This window comes from Streptosporangium longisporum, from assembly GCF_039534895.1.
In the GTDB taxonomy this organism is placed as follows: Bacteria; Actinomycetota; Actinomycetes; order Streptosporangiales; family Streptosporangiaceae; genus Streptosporangium; species Streptosporangium longisporum.
Map to the genome: position 1 here is coordinate 76,989 of NZ_BAAAWD010000014.1, position 22,230 is coordinate 99,218.

The 22,230-nt window shown below is 70.8% G+C and carries 17 protein-coding genes and 1 tRNA gene; 16 read left to right on the top strand and 2 right to left on the bottom strand.

Going from position 1 to position 22,230, the window contains the following annotated elements:
- Positions 1–60 precede the first annotated feature (60 nt).
- Together glmU and ABD832_RS23765 are read right to left on the bottom strand one after the other, a co-directional pair.
- Positions 61–1,515, bottom strand: a complete 1,455-nt coding sequence (glmU, locus tag ABD832_RS23760; protein ID WP_344899070.1) for a bifunctional UDP-N-acetylglucosamine diphosphorylase/glucosamine-1-phosphate N-acetyltransferase GlmU — start codon at positions 1,513–1,515, stop codon at positions 61–63.
- 163 nt (positions 1,516–1,678) lie between these two features.
- A tRNA-Gln gene (locus tag ABD832_RS23765) sits at positions 1,679–1,753 on the bottom strand.
- A gap of 320 nt (positions 1,754–2,073) precedes the next feature.
- Here ABD832_RS23765 and ABD832_RS23770 point away from each other — a divergent pair.
- The 16 genes from ABD832_RS23770 (at position 2,074) to ABD832_RS23845 (ending at position 22,145) form a co-directional block, all read left to right on the top strand.
- On the top strand, positions 2,074–3,018 hold the full coding sequence (locus ABD832_RS23770) for an acyl-CoA desaturase (protein ID WP_344899072.1): 945 nt from the start codon (positions 2,074–2,076) through the stop codon (positions 3,016–3,018).
- 396 nt (positions 3,019–3,414) lie between these two features.
- On the top strand, positions 3,415–4,503 hold the full coding sequence (locus tag ABD832_RS23775) for a TetR family transcriptional regulator (protein ID WP_344899074.1): 1,089 nt from the start codon (positions 3,415–3,417) through the stop codon (positions 4,501–4,503).
- A 62-nt stretch (positions 4,504–4,565) separates the two neighbouring features.
- Complete coding sequence (locus ABD832_RS23780; RefSeq protein WP_344899076.1) at positions 4,566–6,629, top strand: RNA degradosome polyphosphate kinase; 2,064 nt, start codon at positions 4,566–4,568, stop codon at positions 6,627–6,629.
- Positions 6,622–7,530, top strand: a complete 909-nt coding sequence (locus ABD832_RS23785) for an NUDIX hydrolase (RefSeq protein WP_344899078.1) — start codon at positions 6,622–6,624, stop codon at positions 7,528–7,530. Before ABD832_RS23780 ends, ABD832_RS23785 begins: the two co-directional genes overlap by 8 nt.
- Positions 7,531–8,239: 709 nt before the next feature.
- Positions 8,240–10,840, top strand: coding sequence for an NAD-dependent epimerase/dehydratase family protein (locus ABD832_RS23790; protein WP_344899080.1), 2,601 nt, complete (start codon positions 8,240–8,242; stop codon positions 10,838–10,840).
- Positions 10,830–11,819, top strand: coding sequence for a hypothetical protein (locus ABD832_RS23795; RefSeq protein ID WP_344899082.1), 990 nt, complete (start codon positions 10,830–10,832; stop codon positions 11,817–11,819). Before ABD832_RS23790 ends, ABD832_RS23795 begins: the two co-directional genes overlap by 11 nt.
- Before the next feature lie 20 nt (positions 11,820–11,839).
- Positions 11,840–12,202 (top strand): YybH family protein, encoded by a 363-nt coding sequence (locus ABD832_RS23800; RefSeq protein WP_344899084.1) that lies wholly within the window; start codon positions 11,840–11,842, stop codon positions 12,200–12,202.
- Positions 12,203–12,282: 80 nt separating this feature from the next.
- Positions 12,283–13,149 carry a hypothetical protein gene (locus ABD832_RS23805; protein WP_344899086.1) on the top strand — a complete coding sequence of 289 codons (867 nt, stop codon included), beginning with the start codon at positions 12,283–12,285 and terminating at the stop codon, positions 13,147–13,149.
- A 135-nt stretch (positions 13,150–13,284) separates the two neighbouring features.
- Complete coding sequence (locus ABD832_RS23810; RefSeq protein WP_344899088.1) at positions 13,285–14,037, top strand: HalD/BesD family halogenase; 753 nt, start codon at positions 13,285–13,287, stop codon at positions 14,035–14,037.
- Between the two features lie 94 nt (positions 14,038–14,131).
- Entirely contained in the window at positions 14,132–15,088 is a 957-nt protein-coding gene (locus tag ABD832_RS23815) for a glycosyltransferase family 2 protein (RefSeq protein WP_486389082.1), read from the top strand.
- Positions 15,085–16,299 (top strand): ATP-grasp domain-containing protein, encoded by a 1,215-nt coding sequence (locus ABD832_RS23820; protein ID WP_344899090.1) that lies wholly within the window; start codon positions 15,085–15,087, stop codon positions 16,297–16,299. The genes ABD832_RS23815 and ABD832_RS23820 overlap by 4 nt, the downstream gene beginning before the upstream one ends.
- Entirely contained in the window at positions 16,296–17,108 is an 813-nt protein-coding gene (locus tag ABD832_RS23825; protein WP_344899092.1) for a hypothetical protein, read from the top strand. Before ABD832_RS23820 ends, ABD832_RS23825 begins: the two co-directional genes overlap by 4 nt.
- Positions 17,109–17,111: 3 nt before the next feature.
- Complete coding sequence (locus ABD832_RS23830; protein WP_344899094.1) at positions 17,112–18,407, top strand: phenylacetate--CoA ligase family protein; 1,296 nt, start codon at positions 17,112–17,114, stop codon at positions 18,405–18,407.
- Positions 18,404–19,657 (top strand): hypothetical protein, encoded by a 1,254-nt coding sequence (locus ABD832_RS23835; protein WP_344899096.1) that lies wholly within the window; start codon positions 18,404–18,406, stop codon positions 19,655–19,657. Before ABD832_RS23830 ends, ABD832_RS23835 begins: the two co-directional genes overlap by 4 nt.
- 2 nt (positions 19,658–19,659) lie before the next feature.
- Positions 19,660–21,132 (top strand): cation:proton antiporter, encoded by a 1,473-nt coding sequence (locus tag ABD832_RS23840; protein ID WP_344899098.1) that lies wholly within the window; start codon positions 19,660–19,662, stop codon positions 21,130–21,132.
- Positions 21,129–22,145 (top strand): NAD-dependent epimerase/dehydratase family protein, encoded by a 1,017-nt coding sequence (locus ABD832_RS23845; protein WP_344899100.1) that lies wholly within the window; start codon positions 21,129–21,131, stop codon positions 22,143–22,145. Before ABD832_RS23840 ends, ABD832_RS23845 begins: the two co-directional genes overlap by 4 nt.
- Positions 22,146–22,230 lie beyond the last annotated feature (85 nt).

The following is a 22,230-nucleotide window of genomic DNA, read 5'->3' on the forward strand; positions in this document are numbered from 1 at the left end:
TGACGGCACGCCGATGTCCGCGCGATGCCGCCGCCGTACCCGCCGGGCCGCTCGCTTCGCTCACTCACTCTGGCTCCCCTGCTGTTTCCCGGTCTCGGCGGCGTCCAGCGCCGCCTTGGCCGATCTGGTGCCCGCGCGCCTGCGCACGACCCACCCTTCGATGTTGCGCTGCCGTCCGCGGGCCACACCGATGGCCCCGGGGGGCACGTCGGCGTCGATCACCGAGCCCGCGGCCGTGTAGGCGCCGTCGCCGATGGTCACCGGCGCGACGAGCATGGTGTCGCACCCGACGAAGGCGTGGTCGCCCACCGTCGTGTGGTGCTTGTCGACCCCGTCGTAGTTGACGAAGATCGCCGAGGCGCCGATGTTGGCCCCGGCGCCGATGGTGGCGTCGCCCACGTAGCTCAGGTGCGGGACCTTGGCACCCTCGCCCACCCGGGCGTTCTTCATCTCCACGTACGTGCCGGCCTTGGCCTTGCGGGCCAGCACGGTGCCCGGCCGCAGGTAGGCGTACGGCCCGACCAGGGCCTCGGGGCCGATCTCCGCCTCGACGCAGACGGCGTTGCGGACCAGCGCCCCCGCGCCGACGACCGTGTCGGTGAGCGTGGTGGCGGGGCCGACCTCGGCGCCCTCGGCGATCCGGGTACGGCCGTGCAGCTGGGTGCCGGGGTGGAGCACCACGTCGGGTTCGAGGACGACGTCCACGTCGACCCAGGTGGTGGCGGGATCGATCACGGTCACCCCGGCCCGCATGTGCGCCTCCAGCAGGCGCGCGTTGAGCACCCTGCGGGCGAAGGCGAGCTGCACGCGGTCGTTGACGCCCTCCACCTCCACGTAGTCGGCCGCGATGTGCGCGCCGACCCGGTGCCCGTCCTCGCGGAGGATGGCGAGGACGTCGGTGAGGTACTCCTCGCCCTGGGCGTTGGAGGCGGAGACCCGCTTGACGGCGTCGGCCAGCAGGGTGCCGTCGAAGGCGTAGACGCCGGAGTTCATCTCCCGGATCGCCCGCTCCCGCGCGTCGGCGTCCTTCTCCTCGACGATCTTCAGGACCGCCCCGGAGGCGTCGCGGACGATCCGGCCGTACCCGTGGGGGTCGGGGACCTCGGCGGTCAGCACGGTGACGGCGTTGCCGTCCTCGCCGTGCCGGTCCAGCAGGGCGGCCAGCGTCTCGGTACGCAGGAGCGGGGTGTCACCGTAGGTCACCAGGACGGTACCGCCGATGGTGCCCACGGTCTCCAGGACGGTCCGGACCGCGTGGCCGGTGCCCTTCTGCTCGGCCTGGACGACGGTCTGCACGTCGGGGCCGGTGCCGGCCAGGTGTGCCCGGACCCGTTCCCGTTCGTGACCGATGACGACGATGAGCCGTTCGGGTTCGAGCCCCCTGGCGGCGGCGAGCATGTGGTCGACCAGACTGCGGCCGCACAGCTCATGAAGAATCTTCGGTGTTCTCGACTTCATCCGGGTGCCCTCACCGGCGGCGAGGACGATGACGGCTGCCGGGCGCGGCACACTCACGGACGAGGCTCCCTCGGCGTCGCGGCTGAGACATGGCGAAGCACGATGACGGATGGCCATCCCCGGGGCACGGCGCCGTCACCTGCTCGACAACGTGAGGATACCTCTCCCCCCTGGAACCCACCCAGCCGACCAGGCTGATCAATAAACCAGACAGGAGGGATGGCTCCGGCACCAGGACTCGAACCTGGACAACAAGGACCAAAACCTTGCGGGCTGCCAATTACCCAATGCCGGACCGACCAGGCGATCGGGAACAGGCCCGCGCGCCCGGCCCCCCTACGATACAGAGCCTTCCGCGCCGTACGCGCCCCTGTTCGCGCGCCCGTCCCCCGGCGATCGGGACCGGCCCGGACGCCCGCCCGGAGGCGCGCCGTCGTTTAGCAGGTCGAGGGCGGGTAGGAGACAGGGTGAACCCGACATGGCATCAGGCATGACATCAGCCGGGGAGCCGGCTTTCATACTTTCGGCGCTCATGCATTCCTAACTTACGATGGCGTAGGTTACGGTGGCGTAGCCACATGAGTTTGTTCTTTCCGAGTCACCGCGAGGTAGCGCATGACCGTCATCGAAGAACGTCCTGCTCCAGGACCCAGATCCGACGTCGACCCCGAGCGGAAGACCCTGCCCGAGATCCTCACCTTCGGCGTGGTCGTCGGCGCCCCGCTGGTCGCCCTGCTGGTGGCCATCCCGTTCGCCTGGGGCTGGGGTCTGGGCTGGTCCGACGTCGCGATCGCGGGCGTCTTCTACGTGATCACCGGGCTGGGCGTCACCGTCGGCCTGCACCGCCACTTCACGCACGGCTCGTTCAAGGCCAAGCGCCCGCTGAAGATCGCGCTGGGCATCGCGGGCAGCCTCGCGATGGAGATGTCGGTGCTCGACTGGGTGGCCACCCACCGCAAGCACCACAAGTTCTCCGACAAGGACGGCGACCCGCACTCGCCGTGGCGCTTCGGCACCGGCTTCGTGGCCGTGTCCAAGGGCCTGATGTGGGCGCACATGGGCTGGCTGTTCGAGACCGACCGCGCCAACCGCCAGAAGTACGCCCCCGACCTGGTCAAGGACCCGGACATCGTCCGGCTGCACAAGCTCTTCCCGGTGCTGGCGATCACCACGATCGTCGCGCCCGCCCTGCTGGGCGGCCTGCTGACCTGGTCGTGGTGGGGCATGGCGACCGGCTTCTTCTGGGGCACGCTGGTCCGGATCGGCCTGCTGCACCACGTGACCTGGTCGATCAACTCGATCTGCCACGTCTTCGGCGAAGAGGTCTTCGAGTCCCGTGACAAGTCGCGCAACGTGTGGTGGCTGGCCATCCCGTCCTTCGGCGAGTCCTGGCACAACCTGCACCACTCCGACCCCACCTGCGCCCGGCACGGCGCCCTGAAGGGGCAGATCGACCTCAGCGCCGGCGTCATCCGCATGTTCGAGAAGGCGGGCTGGGCCTACGACGTCCGCTGGCCCACCCCCGAGCGCCTCGCCGCCAAGCGCATCGCCACCACCTGACCGGACCCGGACCGGGCCCCGGCCCGGCCCCCCAGGAACCGGATCCGCCGGCGCCACTGCACGGCGCCCGTCCCGCTCCGCCATGGCGCCCCACCGCGCCGCTCCACCGCGACACGACGCCTCACGCGCGCCGACCGCGCCATGGCTCCTCCCCACCACGACACACACCCGCGCCATGGTCGCTCTTCGACCTCTGCCGCCCCCTGGGACCAGGCCGTCCACCGGTCTTCCGAACGCCCCTATCTCTTTTCCCGAGGGACTCCCGTGAGGCCGCGCCGGCGACTGGACCGAGGAGGGAGAAATCGTGAGGAACGAACGATTCCTCCCGACGAGGGAAGGAGCCGGATCCAAGCGGCCTCACCGCGACGCGCTAGCGTCGCAATGAAACAGGTCATTATGAGAACCGTGAGTGAACCCCGTCGGCGCATGTCAGGTAAGGAACGCCGGGAACAGCTGATTCAGATCAGCAGGACCCTCTTCGCGGAGAAGGGGTTCGACGGCACCTCGGTGGAGGAGATCGCGGCGACCGCCAACGTCTCCAAACCGGTGGTCTACGAGCACTTCGGCGGCAAGGAGGGCGTGTACGCGGTCGTCGTCGACCGGGAGATGCAGAAGCTGCTCGGCATGGTGACCGAGGCCCTGTCCGCCTCGCACTCGCTGATCAAGCTGGAACGGGCGGCCCTGGCTCTGCTGGCCTATGTGGAGGAGAACAGCGAGGGGTTCCGCATCCTGGTGCGCGACTCGCACGCCGCCTCCGGGACCGGCACCTTCGCCAGCCTGATCAACGACATCGCCAGCCAGGTCGAGGACGTCATGGTCGACGAGTTCGCCGAGCGGGGGTACGAGCCCACCCTGGCCCCGATGTACGCCCAGATGCTGGTGGGCATGGTGGCGCTGACCGGCCAGTGGTGGCTGGACGTGCGGACCCCTCCGCGTCAGGAGGTCGCCGCGCACCTGGTGAACCTGGCGTGGAACGGCCTGACCGGCCTGGCCGCGTCCCCCCGGCTGACCTCGGCCTCGCGCGACCTGGAACAGCGGCCGGTCCCGGCGCCGCAGCGCGCCGGGGAGCCGCCCGCGTCCCCGCCGCGTGCGCGTCCCGCGTCCCAGGTGCCGGCCCTCACGGACAAGGAGCTCCGCGAGCTGGCCAAGGCCCGCGAGCGGGAGTCCAGGGAGCAGGAGAAGGCACGCGAGCGCGAGCGGCGCGAGGCCGAGAAGCTCGCCCGCGAACAGGAGAAGGCCCGGCTGCGCGACCTGCGCGAGCAGGAGAAGGCCCGGGAGCGCGAGCGGCGCGAGGCCGAAAAGCTCGCCCGCGAACAGGAGAAGATCCGCCTGCGCGACCTGCGCGAGCAGGAGAAGGCGTGGGAGCGTGAGCTCAAGGAGCAGGAGAGGGCTCGCCTGAAGGAGGCCAGGGCGGCCGGGCGCGACGAGGTCAAGGGGGCCGAGAGTTTTCCCCAAGAACGGGCAAAGATCGAGACGAGCGGTTAAGCAACAGCGCCCGTTGAGACGAAATTAACGTTCTGTTCAACCAAAGCGGGCATTCTGGTCATATGTCCGCTGAACCCACCCAACCCACCCCTGACGGGCTCCCCCTGGCGCAGGACCGCTTCCTGAACCGGGAGGAGAGCTGGCTCCAGTTCAACCAGCGCGTTCTGGAGATGGCCGAGGATCCCTCCCTGCCACTCCTGGAACGGGTGCGGTTCCTGGCCATCTTCGCCAGCAACCTGGACGAGTTCTTCCGGGTGCGGGTGGCCGGGCTGAAACGGCGGATGGCCACCGGCCTGCTGCTGCGTACCAAGAGCGGGCTGAAGCCCCGCGAGGAGCTGGCCAGGATCGCGGCGATCGCCAACGATCTCGCCCAGCGGCAGTCGGCCTGCTTCTACGAGCTGATCTGCCCGCAGCTGGGCGCGGTGGGCATCGAGATCGTGCGCTGGGACGATCTGGGCCGCGACGAGCGCACCGAGATGCGCAAGTTGTTCCGGGAGCGGATCAGGCCGGTGCTGACGCCGCTGGCCGTCGACCCCGCCCACCCCTTCCCCTACATCTCGGGCCTGTCGCTGAACCTGGCCGTCACCGTGCGCAACCCCACGACCGGCAACACGGTCTTCGCCCGGGTCAAGGTGCCCAGCCAGCTCCCCCGCTTCGTCACCGCGTCCACGAACCGGTTCGTCCCGCTGGAGGACGTGATCGCCGCCCACCTGGGGCAGCTGTTCAAGGGCATGGAGGTCGTCGAGCACCACGTCTTCCGGGTGACCCGGAACGAGGACCTCGACGTCGACGAGGACGTCACCGAGAACCTCATGCAGGCGCTGGAGCGCGAGCTGCTCAAGCGCCGCTTCGGCCCGCCGGTCCGGCTGGAGGTGGAGGAGACCATCACGCCGGAGGTGCTGGAACTGCTGGTGGACGAGCTGGGGGTGGCCGACCACGAGATCTACCGGCTGCCCGGGCCGCTGGACCTGACCGGGCTGCACGCGATCGCGGACCTGGACCGGGGTGAGCTGAGCTTCCGCCCTTTCGTCCCGGCCGAGGTCGTGCACGTCGAGGACGACATCTTCGCGGTGCTGCGCGAGCGGGACGTGCTGCTGCACCACCCCTACGACTCGTTCTCCACCAGTGTGCAGCGCTTCATCGAGCAGGCCGCCGCCGACCCGGCCGTGCTGGCCATCAAGCAGACGCTCTACCGCACCAGCGGTGACTCGCCGATCGTGGACGCGCTGATCGACGCGGCCGAGGCGGGCAAGCAGGTCGTGGTGGTCGTGGAGATCAAGGCCAGGTTCGACGAGCACGCCAACATCACCTGGGCGCGCAAGCTGGAGCGGGCCGGGTGCCACGTGGTCTACGGCGTCGTGGGGCTGAAGACCCACTGCAAGCTGGCCCTGGTCGTACGGCAGGAGTCCTCGGGCGAGCTGCGCAGCTACTGCCACATCGGCACGGGGAACTACAACCCCAAGACCGCCAGGCTGTACGAGGACCTGGGCCTGCTCACCGCCGACCGGCTGGTCGGCGAGGACGTCACGGACCTGTTCATCCACCTGACCGGCTACTCCAACCACTCGGCCTACCGGCGGCTGCTGGTCGCCCCGCACTCGCTGCGCGGCGGGCTGCTGGCCAGGATCGAGCGGGAGATCTCCCACCACGAGGCGGGCCGTCCGGCCAGCATCAGGATGAAGACGAACTCCCTGGTCGACGAGCCGATCATCGACGCCCTCTACCGGGCCTCGAACGCCGGCGTGCCGGTCGACCTGTGGGTGCGGGGGGTGTGCACGCTCCGGCCGGGCGTCCCGGGCATGTCGGAGAACATCCGGGTCAGGAGCGTGCTGGGCCGCTTCCTGGAACACTCGCGGATCTACGAGTTCGGGCACGGGCGCCGCCCGGAGATCTGGATCGGCAGCGGCGACATGATGCGCCGTAACATCGAACGGCGGGTGGAGGCGCTGGTCAAGGTCTCCAGCCAGCAGCAGCGGAACTACCTCAGCGACCTGCTGGACCGGGCCATGGCCGACGAGACCGCCACCTGGTGGCTCAACCCGGACGGGACCTGGACCCGGCACCCCGGTGACGACCTGCAGACCTATCTGATCGGCACGCGCAGGTGGAGGACGATCGATGACTGACGACGGCCGCGAGCCGGACGACCTGATCCGCGCGGCCGGAGCGCTCGTGTGGCGTGGTTCCCCCGACGCCCCCGAGGTCGCCCTCGTCCACCGGCCCGCGTACGACGACTGGTCGTTCCCCAAGGGGAAGCTCAAGCGCGGCGAGCACGCCATCGCGGGGGCGCTGCGCGAGGTGGCCGAGGAGACCGGCCTGACCGTGGAGCTGGGCCGGTCGCTGCCGCCGACCCGCTACATCCACCGCGGGCGGCCCAAGCGGGTCGAGCACTGGGTGGCCAGGATGGTCGCCGAGGGGCCGTTCACCCCCGGTGACGAGGTCGACGAGGTGGCCTGGCTGCCGGTGCGGGAGGCCGGGCGGCGCCTGAGCTACGAGGCGGACGTCGTGCTGCTGCGCGCGTTCGGCGAGGTCTCCCCGGCGACCACCCCGCTCGTCCTGGTCCGGCACGCCCTGGCCGGCAGCCGCAAGGAGTGGAAGGGCGACGACGACGAGCGGCCGCTGGACAAGAACGGCCGCAGGCAGGCCGCGACGCTGGCGGGCCTGCTGGGCGCCTTCGGCCCGGCGGAGCTGGTCAGCTCCCCCAGCGAGCGGTGCGTGCGGACGTTGCAGCCGTACGCCGAGCGGTCCGGCCTGCCGGTGCGGCTGGAACCGGCCCTGTCGGAGAGCCGCTACGACCCCGATGCCTGCCTGCGCCTGGTCACCGAGGCCCTGGCCTCGGACCGGTCCCTGGCGCTGTGCAGCCACGGCAAGGTCCTGCCGGAGCTGATCTCCGGGATCGGCGACCTGGCCGGCGGCTCCGGCGACCGGCCCGGCGGGCTGGGCGACGGGAAGCTGCGCAAGGGCGCGTTCATGGTGCTGCACCACGCCGGCGGCGTCGTCGTGGCCGCGGACGACTACCCCGTCTGACACGCGCGTCCCCGGGGCGTCGGGCGTTCCCGCGCACCCGCCCGCTGTGGGGGCGCGGCGTCCCGGCGGACCCGTGCGCGGGACGCGGGTCGCGGGCCGCGACCCGGGATCCGCGTCCCGTCCGTCCCGCCGCCCGGCACCGTCACCTGACCCCGGAAAAGGGACCGCCGAATACTCCGTTAAAACCGGACCGAATCAGCGGCAAGATTCACCCGCGCTTTCCGGGCCGGACAGGCGCAGACGCTTTGGAACGTGCGCGGTCATGTCCACCGGCGCCGCGCATACCCGCCGTGAGCGGCGGGAACGGCGACATTCCTGCATCGCACTCATCCGGATGCCAATGTTTTAGGTCCATATCGGTTGACCGCTTTAACCAATGAATGGATAGTTTGTACCCTAATGTGGGGAAATGTCCTACTTGATTGAATGACCGGTAATCTATACGCTCCCGAAATATCGGAGTCCGGGAGGATTTCGATAAAAAGAGATTTCCACCCTGAAAACGCCTCTCACCTGCGGGACCGCGTCACCGGGCAGCCGATCGTGCGGTCTTCTCGACTGACCCGGGAGTCAAGATTCACCGTTCGATTTCTGTATGCGCGAAAATCCCGGCAATTCACTGAGACCCGCCACGCAGGCCGTACGGCCTCCTCGAAGATTTTCGGGCTCGCCCCGCGAGCACCAGGCTCTTGTCTTCCGAGAAGGGCACATGAACCATCCCCACATAGCCATCACGGGTGGCGCCGGATTTCTCGGCTCCCATCTGTGTGAACGCCTCCTGGGGGAGGGATACCACGTCACCTGCGTGGACAACTTCTCCACCGGATCGATGACCAACGTCGAGCACCTCATGCCCCTCACGGGGTTCCGGATGCTCCGCGCCGACGTGTCCCTGCATCTCAAGGTGCCCGAGAGTCTGGACGCGATTCTTCATCTCGCCTCCCCCGCCTCTCCCACCGACTACCTGCGGCTGCCGATCGACACCCTGCGCGTCGGTTCCAGCGGGACGTTCAACGCGCTGGAACTGGCCAAGGAGAAGGGGGCGCGGTTCCTGCTCGCCTCGACCTCCGAGGCCTACGGCGACCCGCTGGTCCACCCGCAGCCCGAGGGTTACTGGGGCAACGTCAACCCGATCGGGCCGCGGGGGGTGTACGACGAGGCGAAACGCTTCGCGGAGGCGATGACGATGGCCTACCGGCGTGCCGGTGACGTCGACACGGCGATCGTGCGGATCTTCAACACGTTCGGCCCGCGGATGCGTCCCTTCGACGGCAGGGCCATCCCGACCTTCATCCGGCAGGCGCTCCGCGGCGAGCCCGTCACCGTCTCCGGGGACGGCAGCCAGACCAGGTCGATCTGCTACGTGGACGATCTGATCGACGGGATCGTCCGCATGCTCAACTCCAACCTCGAAGGGCCGATCAACCTCGGCAACCCGCACGAGATCTCGATGCTGGACCTCGCCGAGTGGATCAAACGGCTCACCGGCTCGTCCTCCGAGATCGCCTTCGTCCCGCGTCCGCAGGACGACCCCTCGGTGCGCTGCCCCGACATCACGCTGGCCCGCACCCGGTTGGGCTGGACCCCCCCGCGTCCCCATCGAGGAGGGCCTGGAACGGACCGTGGAATGGTTCCGCGCCCATCCGGGCCTGTGGGACGACGAGGCGTCCGCCGGCGGGACGGCCCCCGGGCGGCCGGGCACCGGGCCGCTGGCGGCCCCGGTCCCCGCGGCCCAGTAGGGGGTGCGATGAAGTCGGGAATCCGCGCCGCGCGCGACGACGACTACGCCGACCTCTTCCGGCAGGACGCGTCCCAGCCGCACTGGGCCTGCGACTACGCCGACCGGCTGGCCAGGCGGCACCCGCCGGAGCGGCGGATCCTGATCCAGACCAGCATGTCGCCGAGCGGACCGTTCCACGTCGGGAACTTCCGCGACACCGCGATCGCCCATCTGGTGCACCGTGCGCTGCGGCGGATGGGCCGCCGGTCGGCGATCCTGCTGAGCTTCGACGACTTCGACCCGATCCGCGCCGGCCAGGCCGCCAGGCAGCCGGAGCTGGCCGGGTACGCCGCGCGCCCGCTGGGCGCGGTCCCGGCGCGTTCCACCGCCATCTGCCGCCGCTACATCGCCGAGCTGAAGCAGGCCGGCATCTGCCCTCCCGAGGCGGACGCCGACGGCCGCACCCCGCCCGGCTCGCACTGGCAGACCCACTACCAGCACGAACGCTACCTCGCGGGTACCTACACCCGCCTGCAGGGGCGTTACCAGCGACACGCGGGGAAACTCGCGAAGCTGCTCGGGGCCAAGGCGCCGGAAGGCCTGTTCACCGTCTACTGCGAGCAGTGCGGCCGCGGCACCACCGCCATCCTCGGCCTCGGCCCGGCGCGGGTGCGCTACGCCTGCCGGTCCTGCGGCGCGATCGCGGTGACCGGGCGGCTCGGCGTCGTCAAGCCGTCGTGGGCGCTGGACTGGACGCTGCGGGTCACCCACGAGCAGATCGACTGCGAGCCCGCCGGGCAGGACCACTGCAGCGCGGGCAGCACGATGGACCGTACCCGGGTGATCTACCGGCGGTTCCTCGGTTCCCGCCAGCCGGTCATCGTGCCCTACGGGCTGGTCCGCCAGTTCGCCGACCGGGGCAAGGTGTCCGGCTCGCGCGGCGGCGGCATCACGCTCGGCGACCTGCTCCCGATCATGCCTCCGGCCATGATCCTCTGGCTGTACGGCAGGACCAACTGCAAGGCCGACTTCCGGATCAGCACCGAACGCGCCGGGTTCCTGGGGAGCTACGCGGCCTACGACGCGTTCCTCGACGCGGTGCGCGGCGGTGACCGGCGGGCGCGGGTGCTCCACGAGCTCACCACCGACGAGCAGGTGTCCGCTCCGGCGCCGCGGATGCGGACCGTGCTGGGCCTGCTGCACGGCCTGTGCTACGACGCCGGCCTCGTCGCCGCCGCGCTCGGCGGCACCCCCGAGGCCCATGAGCGCGCGCGGTACGCGCGGGCGTGGCTGGCGGTGCACGGCCGCTGCTGGATCGACGCCGTCGACGCCGGGCGGGACGACGTCCCGGACGCCGCCGGGTTGATCGCGACCGGTGACCTGCCGGAACGGTGGTCCCGCGACGCGTACCGGACGCTCAGCCTGACGTTGTTCGGCACCCAGGACGGCCCGCCGCTGAGGCGGCTGGAGCAGGTCTTCGGCCGGGAGGCGATCGTGGCCGCGGTCCGCGCCTACGCCGACCGCGGCGAGCGTCCCCTGCGCGAACGGGTCCTGGCCCGGTTACGGTCGGGTGATCCCGGTGCACGTTGAGATCGTCGATCCGACGGCCGAGCCGGTACCCGCCGACTGGGAGATCTTCCGTAAGCAGGAGCGGCTGGCCGCCGCCTGGCAGGCCGACGCCCTCACCGCGTACGCCTGGTGCGCGCAGCGCCCGGTCCGCCTCGCCGTGGTCCGCGACGGCGGGCAGGTGGCGGGCATGTTCCTCGGTGACGTGGGCGGCCTGCCCGCCCGCCGTGACCGTTACGCGCGGCCCGGGTCGCTGCCCCCGGCCGGATGGTTCGACTGCCGGTTGCCGCTCGGGTTCACCCCGGGCTTCGCCTTCGCGTCGAGGCTCGACGAGGTGGAGCGCCGGGCCGTGCTGAAGGCGTTCGAGAGGGCGACGCGGCGCCGGCTGGGCCGGCACTGCCTGGGCATCGTGTACCGGCAGGTCGGCACCGGCGAGCTGCCGCTGATGGCGGGCCGGTTCCGCCCCCGGGTGGCCACCGCGCCGAACACGCTGCTGGTCAACCGCTGGTCCGACCCGGAGGAGTACCTCGCCGGGCTGCCGCGCGGGCGGCGGCAGCGGTTCCGCCGGATCCACGCCGAGGCCGCGGGGACGACCGAGCCGCTGCACGCCGCCGGCACCGTGGACCCCGCCCAGGCCAGCAGGCTGGCGCACCTCACCGACCTGAAGCACGGCGGCGGCAGGCCCCCCATCCCCCTGGGCTACTTCGGCCATCTCAACGGTGAGGGCGGGGTGTGCTACTTCGGGCACCGCGAGGGGAACCGGCTGCTCTCGTTCGACCTGGCCTTCGACACGGGCGACCGGCTGATCACCACGGTCACCGGCTCCCTGGACATCCGGGACGGCGGCCGTCGCGACCTCTACTTCGATCTCTACCTCCAGGAGATCGACTACATGATCCGGAAAGGCCGGGACGGGATCGAGTTCGGCAAGGGAATGGCCGAGCTCAAGCAGCGGTTCGGCTGCGACCTCGTACCGCAGACCCTCGTGGTCGCCCCGTGGTGACCCGTGGAAAGGACAGGACGATGAAGTTCGACGAGGCGCTCGCCCTGCATCTGAAGGCGATCGACGAGCGCGACCTGGACGGTTACCTGGAGACCGTCCACCAGGACGCGACACTGATCCTGCCCAACGGCACGCTGCTGACCGGCAAGGACGAGATCGCGAAGTTCCACCGCGAGTGGTTCGCCGACCAGGACTGGTCGATGAGCTCGGAGACCGTCCGCGTCAGCGAGACCGGCGACTCGGCCTTCGCCCTGCTCGCCGTCGCCTACAACGACGTCGACCCCGAGGGTGCCCCGTACCGGAAGACCTACCACCTCACGCTGGTCTTCGCCCGGAGCGACGGGCGCTGGCTGCTCGTCCACGACCAGAACACCTTCAACTGACCGGACGGCGAGGCACGGCGGGAACCACCGGAACGACCGGGAACCACCGGGACGACAGGGAACGACGGGGGACACAGGGCATGTTCGGGCGATCGCGCGGCCACTCGTGGCGCGCCGGTGAGCGGGCCTACCGGGCCGCGGTGGCACGGGCCTTCGCGACCGTGCCCCACTACCGGGAGATGTGGGCCGACGCCGGGGCCGTCCTGGACGACCCCGCCCCCCTGCCCGCGGCCGGCCTGGACGACCTGCTGCCCACGCTGTACCCCTTCGCCGCCCCGCACCTGCCGCGTACGGACGTGGTGCCGTGGCTCGGCGAGCCCGGCGAGCTGTACGAGGCGCTGCGGCTCACCGGGGTCCACCGGAGCGACCGCCCGCTGTTCGAGGTGCGGACGGCGCTGCTGGACTGGCGGCACCTGGGACCCCGGCGTGGCCGCTACGCGGTGCTGCTCTGCGAGCACGCCGAGACGGCCGACCCGAAGCTGCGTCCCGCCGGGATCCGGGCGTTCCACGACGCCCGCGAGCCCGGACTGCTCGGCGACCCCGGCCAGGTCGAGGAACTGCGCCGGGACCACACCGGGGACGTGCGCGTGTTCCTGCGCAGGTCCCTCGGCGAGCTGCACGAGCACGCCGTGCCCTCCGGGAGCGGGCCCCGCACAGGTGACGCGGACGGGCCGCGGGGGGGTGACCAGGGCGGCGGCCGGCCGGCCGAGGTGCTGTGGGACGCCCGTCTCGGCTACCTCGGGGCCCGGCACCGCGAGTGCGGCCGGATGCACACCAACTGGCGGCGCGTCCACGTCCGGCCGCACGCCACGGGACCGCTGTTCACCCTGCTGCGCCGTACCCGTCCCACGCTCGTGAACGTCGTCCCGCCGGGCACCGCCGGTCTGGTGCCCGAGCTCTGCCCCCGGCACGGCACACCTGTGCTGGTCGCCCGCGGACAGACCTGACGTCCCGTCCGGAGCCGGTGAGCCGGCCCGGACGCGACCCGCCCCATGAAGATCGTGAAAAGCGCCGGTCCTCGCCGAGAGCCGCGCCTTTCGCCGGACAGACACCGCGAACACAGAGAAAGGCGCCCGGACACCATGGCGAACCCCACCCTGAAAGAGCAGACCGACCAGCGCATCCGCGAGCACATCGAGACCCGGTACGCCGACGACAAGGTCGTGCGCAAGCTCTCCCAGCACTACCGGCGGGAGGGGTACGTGAAGCTGCGGGGCCTGGTCCCCGACGACCTGTTCCAGGAGATCTCCCAGGAGGTGCACCGTCTCCTCGACGAGCACGGCCAGCGGATCGACATCCACCTCAAGGAGACCGGCAACACGCCCCGGTACATGACCACCATCAGCCAGCAGGCGATCGCCAAGGGCAGCGAGCTCATCCCCGCCGTCTACGAGTCGCAGGCCATGATGGGCTTCCTGTCCAGGCTCGCCGCGCAGCCGGTGCTGGAGTGCCCGTGGGAGGAGGAGAAGTACATCGCCATCCGCCAGCACAGGAAGGGCGACACCCACGGCTGGCACTGGGGCGACTTCAGCTTCACGGTCATCTGGATCATCGAGGCCCCGGACGCGAAGTACGGCGGCCAGCTGCAGTGCATCCCGCACACCGACTGGGACAAGAACGACCCGCAGGTCGAGGACTACCTGCTGGAGCACCCGATCAAGACCTACGGGCACGTCACCGGCGACCTGTACTTCCTGCGGTCGGACACGACCCTGCACCGGACGATCCCCCTCAACGCCGACCAGACGCGCATCATCCTCAACACGTGCTGGGGAAGTGAGTCCGACATGAAGAAGGAAGCGACCCACGAGACCATGAACGCGATGTTCGACTGACACGACCCCTCCACCGAACATGTCGCCGACGCCCATGGCGGCCGCGGATGCGAGCGCGCAGAACGCTCGCATGCCGCGGCCCGGCATCACAGCCATGATCCCCTGTTACAACGAGGCCGCCTGCGTCGAGCAGGCCTACCGCGAGATCCGGTCCGAGCTGCTGCGGTACGACGACGTCGAGATCCTGTTCGTCGACGACGGCAGCGACGACGGCACGCTGGACGCGATCAAGTCCTTCGCCGCCCGGGACCCCCTCGTCAAGTACATCTCCTTCGCGCGGAACTTCGGCCTGGAGGCCGCCTTCTCGGCGGGCTTCAAGTACGCCTCCAAGCCGTGGACGGTGCAGTTCGACGCCGACCTGCAGTCCCCGCCCGAGGAGATGCACCGCCTGGTGCAAAAGGCGCTGGAGGGCTACGACGTGGTCTTCGCGGTCAGGGAGAACCGCCAGGACCCGTGGTACCGGCGTCTCGGCACCTGGGGACATCAGATGATCGCGCGCAGGTGGCTCGGGATCGAGATCCCTGCGGGGGCCTCGGTGTTCCGGATCGCCCGTACCTGCGTGGCGCGCAAGGTCGTCGACAGCCGGCTGTCCACGCCCTACTTCTCCGCCACCGCCCCGCTGCTCGGCGCGCGGTACACGACCCTGCCCACCTCGCACCGGCCCCGGGTGGCCGGCCAGGGCAAGTGGAACCTGCGCAAGCTCGCCGGGCACGCCATCGAGCTCTTCGTCGGTTTCTCCTTCCGGCCGCTGGTCTGGCTCTACGCGCTGGCCGCGACGATGCTGGCCGCGGGTGTCCTGCTCCTCGAACTGTTCTGGACGGGCTTCGCCGGGCACGACGCGCTGGCCACGGCCGGGCTCGCCACCAGCCTGATCACGCTGCTCGTCGTGGTCGTGGTGGCCCGCTATCTCGTACGGGTCATGCGGGTGCAGGCGATCGGGATGCCGCGCTACCAGATCCGCGAGGCCAACATCGTCGTCCGCGCCGACGAGGCCCTCTACGGCCAGGAGACGCCTTACCTCACCGCCGACATCTGGGAGGACGTCAGTTGAGCACCCGGAACATCATCGTGCTCGGCGGAGGCGAGGACCAGATCCCCGCCTACCGCGAGGCCCGGCGGCTCGGTTACCACGTGATCGGGGTGGACCAGCGGCCGGACGCGCTCGGCGCCGCGGAGGCCGACCGGTTCCTCTGCATGACCAGCAGGGACCCCGCGGCCATCGCGGCGACGCTCGGGCCCATCGACGTCGCGGCGGTGATCTCACCGGCTAGCGACGCCGCCCAGGAGTCCGTCGCCGAGCTGAGCCGGATCTACGGCACGGCGCACCAGCCGTCCCCCGGCGCGCTGCGCTGCTCGGTCGACAAGGGCTTCTTCCGCGCGCTGGTCGCCCGGCTCGGCCTGCCGAGCCACGCGTACGCGCAGGACGGCAGCACCGAGGCACTGCTGGCCGCCGCCGGGCGGATGCGCTACCCGTTGATCGTCAAGCCCGCCGACTCCTCGGGCAGCAAGGGCATCACGGCCATCGGCGTCCCGGCGGACCTGCGGGGCGCGATCGAGCACGCCTGGAAGTACTCCTTCTCGCACCAGGTGATCGTCGAGGAGATCGTGTCCGGCAGGCACTGCTCGGCGGAGTGCTTCTTCACCGGAGGCGAGCTGGGGTTCATGGCGGTGACCGACCGCACGATCACCGGCCCGCCTGAGATGATCAGCCTCGCCCACGTGGTGCCGGCCGACCTCGACCCGTCCGTCCACGCGCGGCTCCGGGAGGCGATCGTCATGATCTGCGCGGAGGCCGGGCACGAGCGCGGCCCCGTCAACCTGGACTTCGTGCTGACGCCCGGGGGCGACATCCACTTCATCGAGATGGGCGCCCGGCTCGGCGGCAACGGCATGCCGCTGATGGTGCGGCACGCGTTCGGGCTGAACACGGTCGAGGCGGCGATCCGGCTGGCGCTGGGCGAGCCGCTGGAGATCACCGTCCCCTTCCGGCGCGCCGCCGTGCTGCAGATCCTCACCTCGGAGACCGACGGCGTCCTTAAGGACGTGGTCGGCATGGACTCGCTGCTGCGGATGCCCGAGGTGGTGGACGTGCAGCTGTTCAAGTCGCCCGGCGACCGGGTGCACGCCTACCGGCAGGCCGCGCACAAACTCGGCTACCTGATGATGGTCGCCGACACCAGGGAGTCGCTGATGCCGGCCCGGGACACCGCGCTGGAGACCCTGCGGTTCGTGATCGAGAACGATGAGAAAGGGTCAGAATGATCCCCCCCAAGCACCGCAGATTCTTGATCTTCGCCTCGCTGGCGGTGATCGCCGCGGCGATCGTCTGGTTCGGCCTGCCGCACGACCGCGAGGTGAAGTCGCTCTGGCTCTTCCTGTTCAAGCTGGTCCCGTTCGTGATGGCCGCGGAGGCGGTGGCCGCGCTCGACGTGGAGTGGGCCAAGCGGATGCGGCTCCCGCTCCTGCTCATCCCACCGGCCTTCCTGCTGTACTTCCTGTACTTCGTGCCGAAGATCTTCTTCTTCGGCGGTGCCATCTCCGAGGACCCGACCTCCTTCGGCAACCTCTACTACCACGTCCTCACGCTGACGCCCATGATCATCCTGGCGCTGGCGCTGGCCTACCGGCTCGGCGGGGGCACGGCCGCGACCGTGCGCAGGCTCTCCTACGGGATGCTGCTGCTGATGCTGTCCGGCCTGGAGGACCTGGCCTTCCTCACGGTCAACGACCACACCGACCCGGCCTACGCCACGATTCCCGAGGTGTGGGAGTGGGCCTCGCACATCACGGTCTTCATCGGCCACCCGCCGACCAAGATGGAGGCCTACGTGTTCATCGCCGTGCACGTGATCCTGGCGCTGCTGGTCTTCCTCTCCCCGCAGCGCTGGTGGGAGGCCCTGGTCCGCTCGCCGCGCTCCCGGGCGGACGGGACGGACGGCCCGGACGCCCCCACCGCTCCCACCGCTCCCGGGGTCTCCCGGGCCGCCGACGCCTCCGACGTCTCTGACGCCGCCGATGCTCCCGGGGCGGGTGCGGCCCGCGCGGACGGTTCCCCCGCGAGCAGGGGCTGACCGGTGTTCCTCCGCGAGGCCTGCTACATCCCGATCACCGTCGCCAGGCAGTACGGCAGCCCTTCCGCCCTGCGACGGCGGCAGCTGCGCGAGCTGAACCGGATGATCGAGTACGCCCGGGCCCGCGTCCCGTACTACCGGGACGACCCCCGCTACTCCCGCCCGCCGCTGACCGCCCTGGCCGACCTGTCCGACCTGCCGGTGCTCGACAAGGAGGTGCTGCGCGAGCGGCCGCTGGAGGACCTGCTCGCCGACGGTGTCGACCCGGCGAGGTGCAGGTCCTTCCAGACCAGCGGCAGCACCGGCCGGCGGGTGCGGATCCTGCACGACGAGGCCTCCCACGACTACCACGGCGCCGCCCTCGTCCGCCGGTTCCTGGCCACCGGACGCTACCTGCCGACCGACAGGCTCACCCACATCCGGCCGTTCGCCCCGCCCGCCCGGATGTTCGAGCGCTTCAACCTGTTCCGCAGGCACGTGATCCTGTCGCACCGGCCGATGGCGGAGATCAAGGCCGAGCTGCTGGCCAACCGGCCCAAGGTCCTGATCGGCTACCCGGTCCACCTGCGCGCGCTGCTGCGCGCCCTCACCGCCGCCGAGCTGGCGCGGCTGAGACGGACCCTGCGGATCGTGATGACCGAGTCCGAGCTGCTGCTCCCCGAGCATCGGACGATGTTCGCCGAGAGGTTCGGCGCGCCGGTGTTCGACGAGTACTCCGCGTTCGAGGTGCTCAACGTCGCCTACGACTGCACGCACGGCAGGGCCCACCTGAGCGAGGACCGCGTCCACTGCGAGATCGTCGACGACCGGGGGCGGGCCCTGCCCGCGGGCGAGGAGGGCCACGTCGTGGTCACCTCGTTCCTGGAGCGGGCCATGCCGCTCATCCGCTACGACCTCGGCGACATCGGCCTGATCGAGCCCGGCCGGTGCGGGTGCGGGCGCAGGTTCCGCGTCCTGCGGCTGACCAAGGCGCGCAGCAACGACTTCGTCACCCTCCCCGGCGGTGAGCGGCTCTACCCCGACGCGTTCCTGCACCTGGCCGCCACCCATCCGGGGATCAGCGAGTGCTTCGTCCACCAGGAGGCCACCGGGCTGGTCCGCCTGCACGTGGTCCCCGGCACGGACGGCATGAACGGCACGGACGGCACGGACGGGCTCCTGGAGAGCGTACGGGCCAGGCTCTTCGAGCTGGCCCGGGGCGACTTCCCGCTGGAGGTGGTGACGGCCGAGTCCGTGACGATCACACCGGGAGGCAAGGGGAAGTTCGTCACCTCCGACTACGCAGACGCTCCCGGATGACGGGCACCGGAACGACCGGTCCCGGGGTGAGCGCCAGGAACCTGTTCGCCGTCGCCCCGAAGGTCATGGCGTCGCTCGTCGGCGCGCGCATGGGCTACCGGGGGACGGTCGTGCTCGCCAACGTCGCCCTGGCGGGCGCGTGGGGTTCCACCGGTTACGCCGGTTACGCCGCGGCCATGGGCGGGGCGGCGTTCCTCCTCCCGGTGGCCTCCCTCGGGATCGAGAAGTGCGCGCTGAAGCTCGTCCCGCGGGCCCGGCGCACCGTCGACCGGCTGATCGGGATCTTCGTCGCGCTCGCCGCCGTGCTGCTGCTGGTCTCGCTCGCCGTCCTGGCCGTGCTGCTCCTGGGCCGCGACGACCCGCTGCTGCCGGGCCTGGCCGGGCTGTGGGCGATCTGCGCGGGGGGCAACCAGGTGCTGGTCGGCCTGAGCCGCGCCGTCGACCGGCCGGGCAGGGACGTGGCCAACCATCTCGTCCTGGCGGTGGTCCTGGCCGGGCTGACGGTCGCCGCGGTGACGGGCACCCCGCCGGCCACGTTCCTGGCCCTGTACACCCTCACCCTGATCGTGCTCAACGCGGCGCTGCTGGCCGGGTTGCGGCCCGACTTCACCGGGCTGCGCCGCAGGACGCTGGTCCGCGTCTCGGTCGGCACCTCGGCGCTGATGGCGGTCGCCGACGTGGTGGGCGGCGTCTCGGTCAGCCTGCTGTTCCTGGCGCTGTCCGTGACGGGTGCCGAGGACGAGAGCGGCGGGCTCTACCTGGCCGTCATCGCCTCCTCGGTCCTGCTGAACGCCTTCGCCTACCTGCTGCGCATCCTGCAGCCGCAGGTGTCGCGCGGGCTGCACCAGCGCGACCTGACCCCGATGCTCGGCACGTTCTCCCGCTGGCTGCGGCTGCTGGTGCTCGCCGGGGTGCCCTACCTGGCGCTCACCCTGGGCGCCTCGCTCCTGCTGCTCCGGGACCTGGGCGGGCCCGGGGTCCTGGTGCTGTACGCGGCCTGCGTGCCGATCCTCTTCGCGATGGGCAGCGTCAACTACCTGATGGAGAACGCCACCCCGCAGACACTCCGGACGACCGCGTACGGGGCGGCCGTCTCCCTCGTCGCCATGGGGGCACTCGCCTTCGCCGTCGTACCCTGGGCGGGCGCGCTCGGCGCGGTGACCGTGCTCGGCTGCGGCGAGCTCGTCCACGCGGCCGTCGTCCTGCGCCGGCTCCCCCCGTCACGACGCCGGCCCACCCCAGGAGTGTGACCATGCATCCGGAAGCGCCGCTCGAGGAGACGGAGCAGCGGCTCATGCCCGCTCCCGCGCGAGGTGTCGCCGTCGCCGTCGGCCTGACCGCGGCAGCCGTGCTGCTGCTCGTCGTCGTCGGGTTCTCCGTGTCGTCGCCCGCGGTCCACCGGGCGACCGCGGACGCGGCGCACGCCTCGTCCCCGATCCAGCTGATGGCACGTCTGTTCCTCGCCGTGGCCGTGATCGGCGGCCTGGCCTCGCTCGGTGGCGTGCTGGCCAGGCGCGTCGGCCAGCCCCCGGTGATCGGCGAGATCATGGCCGGTCTGCTCCTCGGGCCGTCCGTGCTCGGTTCGCTCGCCCCGGGCGTGGTCTCCGCCGTCCTGCCGGACGCCGTCCTGCCGCACCTGAACCTCATCGCCCAGGCCAGCCTGGCGCTGTTCATGTTCACCGTGGGCGCCGAGTTCGACCACGGCGTGCTCGGCCGCCAGCGGGGGGTCATCGGAGCGGCCAGCCAGGCGATGATGGTCGTCCCGTTCGCCCTCGGCGTGGTCGCCGCGCTGCCGCTGTTCGACATGTTCGCGGGCGACTCGGTCGGGCTCGTCCCGTTCGCCGTCTTCGTCGGCACCGCGCTGAGCGTCACGGCGTTCCCCGTGCTCGCCCGGATCGTGCGGGAGACCGGGCTGGACGGCACCCGGCTCGGGTCGCTCGCCATGATCTGCGCGGCCGTCGCCGACGTGCTCGCCTGGTGCGCGCTGGCCGTGGTGCTCGCCATCCTCCGCGCGGAGGGCGCGTCCGGCGTCGTGGTCGCGCTCTCGCTCACCGTCGCCCTCTGCGCGGTGCTCCTGCTGGTGGTGCGACCGGCGCTGCGGGCCCTGGCGCTGCGGTACGCGCACCGGAGACTGCCCGCTCCCGCCTGCCTCGGCCTGGTGCTCGGTCTCGTCTTCGCACTGGCCGCGATCACCGACCTGATCGGCGTCCACGCGATCTTCGGTGGTTTCCTCGCCGGTGTCGTGCTGCCCCGGGAGGCCAGGGTGCTGGGTAACGTGCCGGCTCGGCTGGGCACGTTCAACCAGGTACTGCTGCTCCCGGTCTTCTTCGCCTCGATCGGCCTCCAGGTGGACGTCCGGTTCGCCGTCACCCATCCCGGGGTGCTGCTGGGCGGCGCGCTGCTGCTGGTGGTCGCGATCCTCGGCAAGCTCGGCAGCGCGTGGCTGGTCACCCTGGCCGGAGGCATGCCCCCCAGGCTCGCCCTCGGCCTCGGGGTGCTGATGAACGCCCGCGGCATCACCGAGATCGTCGTGCTCAGCTCGGGCCTCAGCATCGGCGTCATCAACGGCAACGCGTTCACCGTACTGGTGATCATGGCGCTCGTCACCACCGTCATGACCGTTCCCAGCCTCCGCCTGCTCGGCCTCACCCGGCCGGTGACAGGTCGGTCCCCCGACTCGGAACGCCAGGTCATCACGACCGGCGGAAAGGAAATCCCCCTATGACGATCACTTCCCTGGTCACCGGCGGCGCCGGGTTCATCGGCTCGCACGTCGCGGCCGAGCTGGTGCGGGCGGGTCACCGGGTCGTCGTCCTCGACGACCTCTCCGGAGGCGACGCGGCCAACGTGCCGGACGGCGCGCACTTCGTCGCCGGGAGCGTCTGCGACGCCGGGCTCGTCGACTCGCTGTTCGCGCAGTGGCGGTTCACCTACGTGTTCCACCTGGCGGCCTACGCCGCGGAGGGGCTGAGCCACTTCATCAAACGGTACAACTACACCAACAACGTCATCGGCAGCGTCAACCTCATCAACGCCTCGGTCAACACGGGGACCGTGCGGTGCTTCGTCTTCACCTCCTCGATCGCGGTCTACGGCGACGCCGAGCCGCCGATGAGCGAGGACCTCACCCCCCTGCCGATCGACTCGTACGGGATCGCCAAGTACGCCGTCGAACAGGAGCTGAAGGTCAGCCACGAGATCTTCGGCCTGCCGTACATCGTCTTCCGCCCGCACAACGTGTACGGCGAACGCCAGAACATCGGTGACCGCTACCGCAACGTCATCGGCATCTTCATGAACCAGATCCTGCGCGGGGAGTCCTGCACGATCTTCGGGGACGGCGAGCAGACGCGCGCGTTCAGCTACATCGACGACGTGGCGCTGCCCATCGCCCGTTCCGTGGACAATCCGCGGGCGTACGGCCAGACCTTCAACATCGGCGGCGACACGCCCTACACCGTCAACGAGCTGGCGACCACGGTGGCCGCGGCCATGGACGCGCCCCTGCGGGTGGAGCACCTTCCCGCGCGCCACGAGGTCGTGCACGCGTACTCCTCCCACGAGAAGGCGCGGGACGTCCTGGGGGTCGGCACCGGCTCGGTGCCGCTCGCGGAGGGGATCGCCAGGATGGCCGCCTGGGCCCGGAAGCAGGGACCGCAGGAGCCCTCCGTGTTCGACGGGATCGAGGTCGACAAGAACATGCCGCCGTCGTGGCGGGCCGTGTCCAGGATCCGCTGACGACGGCCCTTCCCCAGGCGGTCAGGGGAGCGTGCGCGTCCCGGTGCCGCGGAAAATCGGCCGTACGGCCGTGCATCCGTGCATC